The organism is Stenotrophomonas sp. STEN147 (assembly GCF_056757995.1).
Genome location: NZ_JBRRCG010000008.1, coordinates 130,363 through 144,563, shown reverse-complemented (window position 1 = coordinate 144,563; position 14,201 = coordinate 130,363). Strand labels below are relative to the sequence as shown.

The 14,201-nt window shown below is 65.5% G+C and carries 10 protein-coding genes; 3 read left to right on the top strand and 7 right to left on the bottom strand.

Going from position 1 to position 14,201, the window contains the following annotated elements:
• Nucleotides 1-3 precede the first annotated feature (3 nt).
• Nucleotides 4-3,051 (bottom strand): fused MFS/spermidine synthase, encoded by a 3,048-nt coding sequence (locus ACVOKU_RS10490; RefSeq protein WP_481559868.1) that lies wholly within the window; start codon nucleotides 3,049-3,051, stop codon nucleotides 4-6.
• A gap of 159 nt (nucleotides 3,052-3,210) precedes the next feature.
• On the bottom strand, nucleotides 3,211-3,666 hold the full coding sequence (locus ACVOKU_RS10485) for a pilin (RefSeq protein WP_481559867.1): 456 nt from the start codon (nucleotides 3,664-3,666) through the stop codon (nucleotides 3,211-3,213).
• A gap of 362 nt (nucleotides 3,667-4,028) precedes the next feature.
• Here ACVOKU_RS10485 and ACVOKU_RS10480 point away from each other — a divergent pair, with 362 nt between their 5' ends.
• The 3 genes from ACVOKU_RS10480 to coaE are packed head-to-tail and all read left to right on the top strand — an operon-like array spanning nucleotide 4,029 to nucleotide 6,780.
• On the top strand, nucleotides 4,029-5,288 hold the full coding sequence (locus tag ACVOKU_RS10480; RefSeq protein ID WP_481559866.1) for a type II secretion system F family protein: 1,260 nt from the start codon (nucleotides 4,029-4,031) through the stop codon (nucleotides 5,286-5,288).
• A gap of 6 nt (nucleotides 5,289-5,294) precedes the next feature.
• Nucleotides 5,295-6,158: a prepilin peptidase gene (locus ACVOKU_RS10475; protein ID WP_053517036.1), complete on the top strand. Its 864-nt coding sequence runs from the start codon at nucleotides 5,295-5,297 to the stop codon at nucleotides 6,156-6,158.
• A gap of 10 nt (nucleotides 6,159-6,168) precedes the next feature.
• A complete protein-coding gene (gene coaE / locus ACVOKU_RS10470) occupies nucleotides 6,169-6,780 on the top strand; it encodes a dephospho-CoA kinase (RefSeq protein ID WP_481559865.1) in 612 nt (203 codons plus the stop codon).
• Between the two features lie 85 nt (nucleotides 6,781-6,865).
• On the opposite strand, the gene ACVOKU_RS10465 is transcribed toward coaE, so the two are convergent.
• From ACVOKU_RS10465 to ACVOKU_RS10445, 5 genes are all read right to left on the bottom strand, one after another.
• A complete protein-coding gene (locus tag ACVOKU_RS10465) occupies nucleotides 6,866-7,252 on the bottom strand; it encodes a hypothetical protein (protein WP_065181646.1) in 387 nt (128 codons plus the stop codon).
• A 468-nt stretch (nucleotides 7,253-7,720) separates the two neighbouring features.
• Nucleotides 7,721-9,886, bottom strand: coding sequence for a T6SS phospholipase effector Tle1-like catalytic domain-containing protein (locus tag ACVOKU_RS10460; protein ID WP_481559864.1), 2,166 nt, complete (start codon nucleotides 9,884-9,886; stop codon nucleotides 7,721-7,723).
• Nucleotides 9,883-10,509 carry a DUF3304 domain-containing protein gene (locus ACVOKU_RS10455; protein ID WP_481559863.1) on the bottom strand — a complete coding sequence of 209 codons (627 nt, stop codon included), beginning with the start codon at nucleotides 10,507-10,509 and terminating at the stop codon, nucleotides 9,883-9,885. The genes ACVOKU_RS10460 and ACVOKU_RS10455 overlap by 4 nt, the downstream gene beginning before the upstream one ends.
• Before the next feature lie 155 nt (nucleotides 10,510-10,664).
• A complete protein-coding gene (locus ACVOKU_RS10450) occupies nucleotides 10,665-11,477 on the bottom strand; it encodes a DUF4123 domain-containing protein (RefSeq protein WP_481559862.1) in 813 nt (270 codons plus the stop codon).
• Nucleotides 11,470-14,082: a type VI secretion system Vgr family protein gene (locus tag ACVOKU_RS10445; RefSeq protein WP_481559861.1), complete on the bottom strand. Its 2,613-nt coding sequence runs from the start codon at nucleotides 14,080-14,082 to the stop codon at nucleotides 11,470-11,472. Before ACVOKU_RS10445 ends, ACVOKU_RS10450 begins: the two co-directional genes overlap by 8 nt.
• Between the last annotated feature and the right edge of the window lie 119 nt (nucleotides 14,083-14,201).

Sequence of the window (14,201 nt, the reverse complement as noted above, 5' to 3'; positions counted from 1 at the left end):
TCGTTACTCGTGCCCTGACGGCCGGAATTCAGTTTCAGAAACGGGTTGCCGGCCCATAGCGGCCAGGTAGCTCAGCAAACGCAGCGGTCCGTTTCCTCGCGCATCGGGCGCGAGCGCCTTCCAGTACTGGTCCGTCAGTTGCCGCGACGCCGTGGTATCCCCCAGCTGCCGCGCAGCGTGCTGCATTGCACCGAACAGATAATAGCCGGTGGCCGGGTCGGCCAGCAGCGTCGGCGCATGCTCGCTGCCCAACAATCGCCGGCCTTCCGTGAGTACAGCGTGGTGGTCGTCGGTGGCCGCGGCGGCAACCAGGGCGAGGCTGGCGGACACGACGGGATCTACCGGGGTGCAGTCCATCCAGTCGCGCTGCGCCCAGAGGGCCGCCCGCTGCGCTGCCGGCAGGAACGGGATCGTTTCTCCGGCCAGCACGAACAGCAGTCGGGTGGTTTCCATCGGAGATCCGTCCAGTTCGCAGCGCGCTGCCAACCCACGCAGCGCCTGCGCACTCATCCAATCGGCATCCGCCGCATCCGTGGGCGCCTCGCCCTGCAGGAAAGCTGCCACGGCCCGTGCGGTCGGACGTTTGTCATCCCGGCTGGACGCCGGTTGTGGCAGACCCGCCGCAGCACCCGTCACCTGCCCCGTTGGCGGCGCACTGACGATCCGCCAGGGGGCCGTCATCACCTGCTGGAAATCACGGGTGAACGCCCCCTGGAAACGTGCTACCGGAGCATTCAACTTCAAGGTCGGGAAGTAATCGGAATTGCGCGCGGCCGGATACAGAGGAACGAAGGCGCGCAGCGCTGCGTCATCCATGGACAGGGCGTTCTCCAGATCGGCCACCGAATGCACGCCGATCCGCGCCAGTTCCCCGCGCAGCTGCGGCTGCTGGAACAGGCTGCCCTTCATCGGCGGCAACGTGCCCTTCGGCGTCGCCACCAGGATCAGGTCGCCACGATTGGCCAGGTAAGCGCGCACATCGGAGAACTGTTCCAGCAGCCCCGCCAGTACCGAGCTGACCAGTTCGGGGGTGATCTCATACAGCTGCAGCCACTGCACGAACACGCCACCTTCGTTGAGCTGCTGCGGCACGAACGCATAGAACTCATCGCTGAACAGCGCCGCCGTTCCGCCCACCCACGGATTGGACGGCTCGGAAATGATCAGGTCGTACTTGCGCGGGCTGGCGGCGAAATAGGACTTCGCATCGTCGATCACCACGTGCGAGCGCGGATCGTTGAAGGCGCGCTCGACACGCTCGCCGAACAGGCGCGCGCCCTCCACCATGGCCGGCTCGATCTCCACCGTTTCCACCCGCCCGACGCGCTGGTCGCCCAACAGCGTGTGCGTGCTGAGCCCGGATCCGAAACCGATCACACCGACGCGCTGGTAATCATCGCGCAGCGCCAACGGCAGAGCCGCCAGCAGGATCATGGTCGATTCGTCGCTGGTGGGTGCCTGTGCCATCGACACGGCCATGCCTGCATCCACTTTGCCGTTGGTGGCGATGGCACGCATGCGGCCGATCGGCTGAGTGCTCTCATACACCGCCACGGTGGCGGTCTGCCCATCGCGCGAGAACAGCATCGTGGCGGTATCCGCCAGACGGGCCGTGCCATGGCGATACACCGACGAATTCAGCACCAGCGGATCGAAGCGGACCAGCACGACGGCCGCCACTACGCCAGCGACACCCAGCGCGCCAGCCTGCCACAGTGGCGAGCGCAGACGACCCGGGGCCGCAAGCCGAAGGCGCTGCAGCAGCACCAGACCCAGCACGATGTCGACCACCGCCGCGACCAGCAGCGCGTACTTCAGCCCCAGCAGCGGCATCAGCAGATGGATGGCCGCCAGCACACCGACGATCGCGCCGAGCGTATTGAACGCATAGGCCTGGCCGATCGCGCGCTCGCCCTGCCCGGCGCGCAGCAGCGCCAGTGTCAGCAGCGGCAGCGTCATGCCAGCGAAGAACGCCGCCGGGAACATCACCAGGCCGGCAATGGCGGCACTGGCCAGGTTGTAAAGCAGGTAGCCATCCGCACTGCGCACGATGACCCGCATCAGCCAGCCGACCCAATCGAAGGCCTGCGCATAGACGAACATCGAGGCCAGCGCGGCCAGCCCCATCCACACCTGTACCCAGCCGGCCACGCGCAGGGGCGACGGCATCCGGTCGGCGCGGCGGCGAAGCCACAGGCCACCGAAGGCGATGCCGAGGATGAACGCCGCCAGCATCAGCTCGAACGAATGCAGCGTGGTGCCGAGTGCGAGCGACAGCATGCGCACCCAGGTGATTTCGTAGACGAAGGATGACGCGCCGGTCGCCGCCGCGACCAGCAGCACCAGCCGCACCGGCACTGCGGTCTCCGGTCGTACGCCGCCGGCGGCCGGCGCGGCGGAGGTCACTACCGCAGGCGCGCTGCCGTCGCGGGCCAGCGGATAGACCAGGATGGCCACCACGATGTTGAGCAGGCCGGCACTGAGGACGGTGCCCGGCAGTCCTACCGCCGGCAGCAGCGCGTAGGTGGCCACCAGGGCACCGGCGGCCGCGCCCAGGCTGTTGGAGAAATAGAGCCCGGCCAGCACCTCACCCTGCGATCCGGGCTGCAGGCGCATGTAACCCGCACTCATCAGCGGGAAGGTCGCGCCCAGCAGGATGCATTGCGGCAGCACCAGGGCCGTGGCCAGCGCCCAGCGCAGCGCCGTGGACGAGGTGCCCTCCATGCCCGGCATGAGGTGGGTGTACGCCCAGCCGGTCACGCCCTGGAACAACCCGTCGAAACCGATGCCCAGCACCCCGATCACCAGTTCGATGATCGCGTAGGCCAGCAGCGGCCGGCGCAGCAGCGCGCTGCGGCGGCTGACCAGCCACGCCCCCAGCGCCATGCCGCCCATGAACAGGATCAGCACCAGCGATTGCGCGTGCGAGGAATGCCCCAGGAACAGCCCCAGGTACTGCGTCCAGATGGACTGGTAGATCAGCCCGGCGAAGCCGGAGAGCACGAAGATCAGAAGCAGCCATGGGCCATGGCTGAATGAAGGACGGCGCATTGCGAACTCCCCAGTCGCACGGTCGATTTCAACAGAAGAACAAACTTCGCGGACTCAATGCAAGCGTGTCGCCAGACGGGATCCGGTCAACCCGGAGCGCTGAAACGAAAACGGGGAGCCTGGGCTCCCCGTTCTCATACTGCGATCAGCAAGCGCTGATTACTCGCCGCCGCCGTCACCACCGGCAGCAGGAGCGCCCTGGCACGAACCCGGGCGGTACTTCGAAGCGATGGAACCTTCGCAGGTCCACTTCGGGATGACGCCGTTCTCAACGTTGCTGTCGTCGGCCTTCAGCGTGATGGTATCGCCATTGATGTCGTCAGCAATGTTACGCGCGGTCGCGGTGATGGTCTTGGTGCCCGCATCCCATTCCAGCTTGTCCACATACTGGGTCTGCTGGAAATCCGGCTCCCAGGTGGCCGGCGGCAGGGCATTGTTGCTGGCCACGTATTCCGACACGTCGGTACGCAGCGAAGAAGCCGCAAGGATCACTTCCGAGACCTTGGCCTTCTTGGTGTAGTTCGAGTAAGCCGGCAGCGCGATGGCGGCCAGGATGGCGATGATCGCAACGACGATCATCAGTTCGATCAGGGTGAAGCCCTTCTGGTTCTTCATGGTGGTACGTCCCCAAGTAGTGGTGGTTGATTTTCCGGGTGCGGCAACCGGCCGGCCAGATGACCGGATGAGCAGGCTGCCCGTCCCCGCGGGTGGATCAACGCAGGTTGCGTGCCAATCTCCCATGGCCACGCCTCCCCCGATTTCCCCGCGCCAATGATGGCAGCTATTTCGCGGATGGGAACCCCCCCTGCGCCGAATCTGCGATGGACGCGGCAATGTGACGCAGCGCGTCACCTTCGGCCTCGACGCGTCGAAAACCCTGCACGCCGTCACGCCGGCAGGCTCCCCGGACGGGCCTGAACCGGCTACCATCGCCGCTCAGGATGCCCGCCTGGGGATGGCGGGCCTGGGGAGCCAACATGTCTGTGAGTCGCAGTGCGATCAAGAAGGAGCCCGTGGCCCGTGCCACGATGGAGCTGCAGCCGTTTGTCTGGGAGGGGACCGACAAGCGGGGCATAAAGATGAAGGGCGAGCAGCTGGCGAAAAACGCCAACCTGCTGCGCGCCGAACTGCGCAGGCAGGGCATCAGCCCGGGCCAGGTCAAGCCCAAACCGAAGCCGCTGTTCGGTGCGGCCGGCAAGCCGGTCTCGCCGAAGGACATCGCCTTCTTCAGCCGGCAGATGGCCACGATGATGAAGTCCGGCGTACCGATCGTGTCGGCGCTGGAGATCATCGGCAGCGGGCACAAGAACCCGCGCATGAAGAAGATGGTGGACACGATCCGCACCGACATCGAGGGCGGCTCGTCGCTGTACGAGGCCATCAGCAAGCATCCGGTGCAGTTCGATGAGCTCTACCGCAACCTGGTAAGGGCCGGCGAAAGCGCCGGTGTGCTGGAGACCGTGCTGGACACCATCGCCTCCTACAAGGAAAACCTGGAGGCGCTGAAGGGCAAGATCAAGAAGGCGCTGTTCTACCCGGCCATGGTGCTGGTGGTGGCGTTCCTGGTCAGCACGATCCTGCTGGTCTGGGTGGTCCCGCAGTTCGAGGAAGTCTTCCAGAGCTTCGGTGCCGACCTGCCGGCATTCACCCAGATGGTGGTGAACCTGTCGCGGTTCATGGTGTCGTGGTGGTGGCTGATGGCCATCGTCGCCATCGGCGCGGTGGTGGCGATCGCCATGACCTACCGGCGATCGGAGAAGATGCAGCACACCGTCGACCGGCTGATCCTGAAGGTGCCGGTGATCGGACAGATCATGCACAACAGTGCGATCGCCCGCTTCTCCCGCACCACAGCGGTGACCTTCAAGGCCGGCGTGCCGCTGGTGGAGGCTCTGGGCATCGTCGCCGGCGCCACCGGCAACAAGGTCTACGGCGAGGCGGTGCTGCGCATGCGCGACGACGTTTCGGTCGGCTATCCGGTCAACATGGCGATGAAGCAGCTGAACCTGTTCCCGCACATGGTGATCCAGATGACCGGCATCGGCGAGGAGGCCGGCGCCCTTGACACCATGCTGTTCAAGGTCGCCGAATACTACGAGCAGGAGGTCAACAACGCCGTGGATGCCTTGAGCAGCCTGCTGGAACCGATGATCATGGTGTTCATTGGTACCATTGTCGGCGGCCTGGTCATTGCGATGTACCTGCCGATCTTCAAACTGGGCGCCGTCGTCGGATAAAAATACATGGCTTTTCTCGACCAGCACCCCGGCCTCGGCTACCCCGCCGCGGCCGGACTGGGACTGCTGCTGGGCAGTTTCCTCAATGTTGTCATCCTGCGCCTGCCCAAGCGGCTGGAATGGCAGTGGAAGCGCGATGCGCGCGAAGTGCTGGAGGAACCGGACTTCTACGAGCCGCCGCCGCCGGGCATCGTGGTCGAGCCGTCGCACTGCCCGCATTGCAAGCACAAGCTGTCCTGGTACGAGAACATCCCGCTGTTCAGCTGGCTGATCCAGGGGGGCAAATGCCGCCACTGCAAGGCGCCGATCTCGCTGCAGTACCCGCTGGTGGAAGCGATGACCGCCCTGCTGGTGCTGGCCTGCGTGTGGCAGTTCGGCTTCGGCTGGCAGGGCTTCGGCGCCATCGTGCTGACCTGTTTCCTGATCGCGCTGTCCGGCATCGACCTGCGCACCCAGCTGCTGCCCGACCAGCTGACCCTGCCCCTGATGTGGCTGGGCCTGATCGGCAGCATCGACAATCTGTACATGCCCGCCAAGCCGGCCCTGGTCGGCGCGGCCGTGGGCTATCTGTCGCTGTGGACGGTCTGGTGGCTGTTCAAGCAGCTGACCGGCAAGGAGGGCATGGGCCATGGTGACTTCAAGCTGCTGGCGGCGCTCGGCGCCTGGTGCGGCCTGAAGGGCATCCTGCCGATCATCCTGCTGTCCTCGGTGATCGGCGCCATCGTCGGTTCGATCTGGCTCTACAGCCGGGGACGCGATCGCGCCACGCCGATTCCGTTCGGCCCGTACCTGGCCATCGCCGGCTGGTTGTTCTTCATGTGGGGCGAACCGCTGGTGGAGCGCTACCTGGCCCTGAGCGGCCTGCGCTGAGGGCGCCGCCGTGAGCCGCTACGTGGTCGGCCTGACCGGCGGCATCGCGGCCGGCAAGAGCGAAGTGACGCGGCGCTTCGAAGCGCTGGGCATCGTGGTGGCCGACGCCGATCTGGCCGCCCGCGCGGTGGTAGCCACCGGCAGCCCGGCACTGGCCCGCATTGCCGACCGGTTCGGCACGGACATGCTGCTGGCCGATGGCAGCCTGGACCGGGCGCGCCTGCGCACCCATGTCTTCGCTGACCCGGCCGAACGGACGGCACTGGAAGCCATCACCCACCCCGCCATCCGCCTGTTGATGCAGCAGCAGTGCACGCAGGCGCCGAGCCCTTACGCCATTGCTGCGATTCCGCTGCTGACCGAGGTGGGCGGCCTCCAGGCCTATCCATGGCTGGACCGGATACTGCTGGTGGATGCACCCGAAGCCGTACAGCACGCCCGGCTGATGCAGCGCGATGGCATCGACGCCGCCCTGGCCGACCGGATGATCGCCGCCCAGGCCAGCCGCGCGCAGCGCCTGGCACTGGCCGATGACGTGGTGGTCAACGATGGGCAGCCGGACGACCTGCAGGCGCAGGTGGAGGCGCTGCACCAGCGCTATCTGGCACTGGCCGCGGGCTGACCCGCCGGGCACGTGCCCGGCTTCCTGGCTGCGCTGCGCGGTGAGCCGAGCGCGAGCCCGGCTCTGCCAGGATCATCAGCGTGACCTACTCCACCTGCTGGCGGGCGTGGCGGACCAGTTCACGGGCGCCCAGCAACAGGCCATCGACCACATCCGGACTGAGCTGCTGATGGACGCCCCCCTGCTCACGCGCGGCTGCGGCGGCGTGCAGCACCTGAACCAGCACGTCCAGACCCGCCAACGTACGACCGAGTCCTGCCTGGGTTGCGACCTGTACCGGACTGAGACCCTCTACGTCCAGCCGTCTGCCATCAGCGCCGTCGCGACCATCCATGCGGGCCAGCAAGGCGGGAAGCAGGTCCTGGGGGTCATCCAGCAGGGCTTCGAGCCGCTCGGCAGCATCGGCAGGAAGCCGGTCGGCAGATTCGCCGATCAGGGCGCAGAGATGGGGAAACAGCGGACGTGCGGACATGGTGAGGCTCCTCGCAGACGGCAGGCCACCTGCAGATGCAAGGTGGCGGACGGTGCGGGTTGGCGTACCGGAGACCAACATTCAGCAAAGAAGCTCCAGCGGATTCTGATGAATCCCCACGCACCGCCCGCCGTTGACTAGGCATGCGGTGCATTTTCCACGATGGACCTTCGCCCACCGATGGATTGCTGAATGTCGGTCTTTTTCAGGACGCCAATCCCGGCCGGGGCACCCGCCCCGGCCCCGCCATCACGCCATCCAGCGAAGCGCTTTTCTGTAAGGGAATTGCCAAGCTACGGGTGGCTGTAGCGATTCGCGCAGTGGTGCACGCCGGGGGCGCGGCACGCATCACGCACTTGTCGTGATGGGCCTTGCTGATGAAGTGATAGCGCCGCATCGTGCGCGCCGGTTGCGACAACCCGCGCGACGCGGAGCATCCGTCAGGCCGAGCACGCGCTGCCTGACCTTCTAGGCCGCCGCATCTTCCACAGCACTCCCCCTGCGCAATGCCGCTTCCGCAACGGCCACACCGGGCGGGTTGAGATAGCAGGTGCGCCAGCGCAGGTAGCCCCACTGCCAGTAGTACTCGCGCCCCGTCAGCTGCAGGGCGTCGTCATAATTCTCGGGGTGCTTGCGCCATGCCGTCAGTTCCTCCAGCTCCTGCACCGACATCGCCAACGGCACCCGCGGCTGGAACAGTTGCCCAGCCCGTTGCATGCGCTCCCGCTCCTGCCGGTGGGCTCGCTCCATCGCGTCCAACTCCTGCATCCGCTGCCGATAGGTATCACGTTCGCGCTGCTGCACGTGCAGCCACTCGTCATCGTCCAGGCCGAACGGCTTGAACCAGGCCCGCGAGTCGTGCACGTAACCATCCAGAAACGTTGCCACGGGTTCTGGCGGCACCTGCCGCGATGCCCATATCTGCTCGATATGACCATCCAGCCATTGCTGCTCCTTCTGGCCGCGCAGCGTCGCCTGCACGAAGTCCGTTGCCGGAATGCTCTTGTAGGGCGGCAACGCGAGCATGCCGTGGTGCGGCGTGCTTACCGGTGCATTACGGATGCGCTGTGTCGCGTTGTTGTTGCGCATCCCCCTCACTTCCATTGCCAGCTCGGTGTTTCCGCCGCGCAGATCCGCACGGTCCTGTGCCGACGCCCGCTGGAAGGCAGGCAGGCTGGCAAAATCATCCAGATGCTGGCGCCGCCACAACAGGTACTGGCGATAGTGCGCGTACATCAGCGCCGCCGTGCGATTGGCCTTGGACGCGGGATTCGTGCCCGGCAGGAATGGCGCCATCGTCTGCAGATAGGCGTTGTAGTGCTGGCGCAAGGCGGGAGAGACCTCGAACTGGCGCTGCAACTCCACGCGTGCCTTTGCGATAGGCAACAGTGGCACACCTGCCGCCAAGGCGTGCCTGTACATGTCGCACAGCGGAATCTGCGAGAGCTTGTCTGCGTCATTCGGCGAACGCCCCTGTTCGCCCGGTGCATACCCACCACCTACGTCCGAATGCACCCCAGGGTAGATGATCTGTTCGCAGTTCGTGCCATCCACCAGGTCCACCGGGAATGAACCGCGTACTTCATGTGCGGCCACCATGTGCACGCAGCGGCGTACATCAGCGGGAATGCGCAGGTCTTCGGCTGCCGCCCAGCCGCCGTGGCCGTCGAACACCGATTCAAAGAAGCTCTGCGCGGCACCCACCGAAGCGACCGTATCGAACAGGCCCATGAAATCGATCTGCACAGGAATGCCACACAGGCGCAGGGGACCCCGCCCCGGATCGCAGGCATCACCCAGCCAGTTGCAGAATACGCGTGCCTCTGCCGCGCCCCGCGAGAAGCCGAAGATCGACAGGCGGATGCGGTCCACGCGTGGATTCTGGGCCTGGAACGGGGCCACCTTCTTCGCGAGAAACGCGCGGCGTTCCTGCAATACTGCCCGGCGCGATGAGTGATCGGCGCGGGCCAAGTGGGTGCCACGCACGCGCTGCAAGGCACCGACCATGTTCCAGAAGCCGCCGCTGAGCGAGTTGCGCAGATCGAGCTCCTTCTCGCCTTGGTTCACGGCCAGATAGTTGGACAGCGGCATTCGTGCTGCCTGAGCCAGGCGCTCCACGTCCTGCAGGCTCAGGCGGAGATCGGCACTCATCTTCCGCGCGACGGGAACGGTGGAGTCGAAGCCCATTGCTTTGGTGACGGTAATACCTGTGAAATGATCGAGGAGGTGGTCCTGGACCTGCATCAGCATCCAGTTCACCCGGCCCTCGCCACCCCAGCCTGCTGCCGCCCCGGCTCGGGCGTGCCAGCCGGTGCCGGTGTCGCCGATTTCTTTCAGCGCCTCAGTGCCTACGCCCTGAATATAGCTGGCAAATCGCACGGCCCGCTTACCTTGGCTACGACTTTGATCACGATCAAATACGTCAAAAAGTCGTGCAATGTTCGATTCCGTTTGATTACTCAGACGGCGAGAATTCAGCCTGTGATTTCGCGTTCCGTCGAAGAAGCAACCGATGAAGAGGTCGCTTCCACAGTCGGAAACAGGTCCCGCGACCGCACCAGCACCGCGAGCCGCCTCGCGTGGATTCAAAGACAATGGATCCCGAGAAACAGGAAAAGGCGTCGACACCCTCATTCAATCACCTGTTCGGAGCCCGTCTCCGCAAGGAACCGTGAAATTCGGGCCTCGTCACGCTCTCGCCCGGCAAATTGAATGTCATATGCGAATCCAGGATAGCCCGGAGTATATGGTGTAGCCACCACTCGAACCTGGTCATCCGGGAAGTACATGAAATAGATGAAGCCATCCAGGAAGGGCTTGTAGGGCGCCACAAGGACCTCCCTTTCAACGTAGCTTGTGGGATCTTTCAAGAACATGCTGCTGGTGCGGTAGGCCACGGTGACCTTGAGCCCCCGATGCCAGAGGCGGGGCAAGGTCACGCAGCAGGTGGCTGCATTGCCACTCGACCGTGGCTCCATCCCCCCTGCCCACGCATCATCGATGTACACCGTGCCCAGCCCGTCATCCGAGTAGTTGGCCACACCGATCTTCAGGTGCATCTCCGGAGGAGCTTCGGTGATGTCGTGCCCAGTATCAGGCTCAATGATGATCGGCTTCGTAGGATCCGGAGGCGGCGGCCCGATCCTGAACTCCATGAACTTGAGCACGACACCTCCCAGGGCCAGCATTGCAAGGCCGATCAGCGCAAGCCTCGTCAACAACTTCCTCACGACCTTCATTTGATCAGGGGGTGTCATTCAATTGTGTCCCAGGTTATGGGCGCACAGCGGGGTATGATCCGCTCGCAGTCCGCACCATCCACCAGACTCGCCGGGAATGAGCCGCACTTCATGCGCGCCCAGGGTTGGCACGGAACGGCGCACAATCGCCGCCCTCCATCCTGATCGAGGGCTCATGCGTCCTCTCCAGCAGAGCGCGCATCCCACGCGGTAACGGCCCTGACCGTCATCCGGTGCGCCAGCGCCAGGTGGTCGATACCGCGCCGCGCCAAGCGCGCAAGCACGACTTCCGCACAACGATGTACATGTGAAGGCATCATGTTGTCCGGTCGCAGTGATGGCCGCTGCAGCACGAAGCGGGCGATGGCATCGGCCTGGCTCTGCCGGCGTAGTGCCGCTTCCTGTACGGCGGTGAACATCAAGGGGCTGGCATCGATAGCGAACAGTGCCCCCCCGGCGCCTGCCACGCGCATCCAGCCTCCTGTACGGGTGGGCAGATACCAGTCCTGCAGTCCGGCCAGCACGCGTCTGCGTTGATTCCCATCCAACGCCTCAAGCAGGATGGCTGCCGCTCTCCCGTCAGCCCAACGCAGCAGCCAGGGCTCTCCCACGCTGGACTCGCCTTCCCAGATCCGTCGCAGGTGGTGAATCAGCGCCCCCGGATCGGCCGTAGTACGCAGGACAGACAGCATTGGCGCACCACGGCTCAGGGCCAACAGCGCCTGCCAGCAACGCTCGCGTGCACGGGCATCATCGGGAAGGGTGAGCAGGCAGGGCGACAAGCGGTCCAGGCCCTCGCCCGCGTAGCGATGCTTGAACAGTGGCTGGATGCTGGCTGACAGCGCGTGCAGCGATTCGCAGGCAGTCGGCGCGAATGCCCTGTCCACTAGAACATGTGCAGGCAGGGCGTTTGCCGTCTCTTCGTCAGTGCCCTGCCACGGCAGCCCGGTGTGCTGCCATGGGTCAATCCAGGCAGGCTCAACCATTCTTCAAGGACCATGGCAATCCGGCCTGCATCGCCTTCTGCAGGCACTCCACACAGATCGTCTGCGGGAACTGCGGCAGGGGAAACAGTTCCTGCGCCGGACCGACGAAGGTCCGCCGGCCCGCCCTGAAGGTCAGCGTACCCGGGCACGTCACCCGCAGATGTCCATCAGTCAGCGTGATCGCGGCACCCTCCGCAGTGGCGATGTGCAGGGCGCGACCGGCCGCCAGCTGCACCTCGCCCTGGCCGCTTGTCGCCCGCAGACGGGCCCGTGACTGCAGAAGCACCGCGTCGGCCTGGGCCTGCAGGTCAAGCTGTTGTTCGCCGGCCACTACGCTCAAACCCGTCTGATCCGCGCGGTGCGCCGCACCGGCCAATACACCGATGGCCTGGCGTCCCTGCCAGCGGGCATGGCCGACGACGATGGCCGCGGAGCTGCCGCCACTGGCCAACAGCGTGCAGTCCCGAACTCCCATCTGAAACGCCTGACCGGCCACCTGGCAGATGCCAGTCGGTGCCGACAGGCCCAGCACGGGCGACCGTGTGGCGGGGACCTGCTCACCGGCGGTGCTGATGCTCCGCGACGCTGCCACGCTGTCGGCCAGAACCTGCAACACCGATGAGCCGCTGGCCTGCCGGACACAACCGCGCAGTCGTATCGTCTGGTGCCGCCGCGCTGCGTCATCAAACGTCTGTCCCAGCACCAGGGTCTGCCGCAGCAGCGCAACCGGTGCCATCCGCAGACCCGCGGGATCACTGGAAGTTCGCGCCGTGCTGTCCAGCCACAGACCTGCCGTGGCACGTACCGATCCCCATGCGTCGCTACGCAGCTCGTATCCGTTTCCGCGCAGGCTGCCGCGAAAGTTGTGCTGCTGGTGACGCAACTGGCCCAAACTGAGGGAACTGTGGCGCTGGGTGGTACCCAGCCTGACCTGCAGCTGGTTGTCGCTGTCATCGAATTCGAGGCTGCTGCCCCCCTGGCCGTCCCAGCTCTGCGAACTGATGCCCCAGATTGCACCCGCGTTGCGCTGGGCGCATTCGCCGGCGCCAGCGGCATGCCAACGTGGCGCCTGACCTCCGGCCAGATTGTTCTGGGCGCTGGTGGCCGCATCACTGGCCAGTGCCAAGGCATCCGGACGCGATTCCCCGCGACCGTTGTAGAGCGCACCGACCACGAGGGGCCTGCGGATGTCTCCGTTGATGAAGTCCACCACTACCTCCTGACCCACGCGCGGCAGGAACTGGCTGCCAACGCCAGGACCGGCGAAGCGCTGGGCGACACGCAGCCATCCACTTTCCGCCCTGCCATCGGTGGCGAAGCCAAACCGCACACGGATGCGTCCTGCGCTGTCCATGTGCAACGGTGCGCCGTCATCGCCGCCCACTACGGTGGCCAACTGTGGTCCAGGCGCGGTGGGACGATAGTCCGGGTCCTCCAACCGACGTCGCCACCGCTGCTCAAGCGGGATGGCCTGGAACCGGTTTGCGTACCCCAGTGCCTGCGCGCGTGCTGCGGGCACGGTATCGGGCAGCGTGCAGGCCGGCAGGTCCTGCTGCAGTTCGGCCACCGACGGCAGCAAATTGACTCCGGCATGGTTCACTGCCGTAAGCAACAGCGCGGGCGCCGCTCTCTGACCCGGCACCGGCAGCACCTCGAATGCCTCGCCCGGCTCGAAGTCCGGCTCGGTCCCCTCGCCCGTCCAGCGCCGTTGGTCGCACAGTGCCGCTTCAGCCTCCCGCATCACCTCGGCCAGTGCTTCACGTGTGGTCTGCCACGCCGCGTGGCGTGCTGGCGAGTAGTCTTCCAAAGGACCATCCGCCGCGTCACGCACGGGCAGGCTTGCCGATATCACACGGAACGCATCGTCATTGTCCGTCACGCGTGTCATTCGGGTTGGCACCACCCTGCGGGACTCATGCAGGAACGCGATGCCCGGGCTGTCCACCACCCGCTGCGTCCGGTGCACCCGCCGAAGACCCGGGAGGACGCTGCATTGCGTACTGTCGCCAATGATCATCAGCGTATGTCCACCCGGCGCCTCAGGCAGTGCTCGAATGCACCAGCCCAGTCCTTCCTCAGCCATCAGCTGCTGCAGGAACGCCATGTCCGACTGGCGATACTGCACGCGATACCCCCGGCACCGCCGGTCCAGCGTACTCGGGCTGCCAGCGTGCCAGCACCAGTGTGCAAGGGGTGCGTGTTCCGAAAGCACGGTATCGATGATGCTGGCGACGTCCTCATCCTGGAATACTCGACTGTGGCGACTGTCGTGCAGCCAGGCTGTCCAGTCCGCCAGATGGACGCGGTAACGCACCAGACTGCCAACACAGGCCACACGTTCAACGCTGCGGATCAGTCCGACGCGGACGACCTCTCCTCCATCCGGAAGGCGGGTGGTGATGCTTGCGGGCCGCGTCAACCAGTCGTCCAGATCCTGTTCGTGTTCGTCACCCAACAGGTCGATCTGGCAGCGCAACTCCCCAGACAACGACTCGTGCCCATGCCATCGCTCGACAATCAGCCGCGTGGTGGTCGGCCCGCAGAACCGATGGACACGCGAAGACGCTTCGCATGCGGCAGTGAATGATGATGATCGATGATGCATGACAGCTCCCTCGGCAGGCATGACCTGCGATGACGTTTGCTGCGCCTGGCGCTGGCCGGGAGCTGACCTGCCGGGCACGCGCACGGCGTTGCAGAATCGTCGTGGCAGTGCCCCCGACC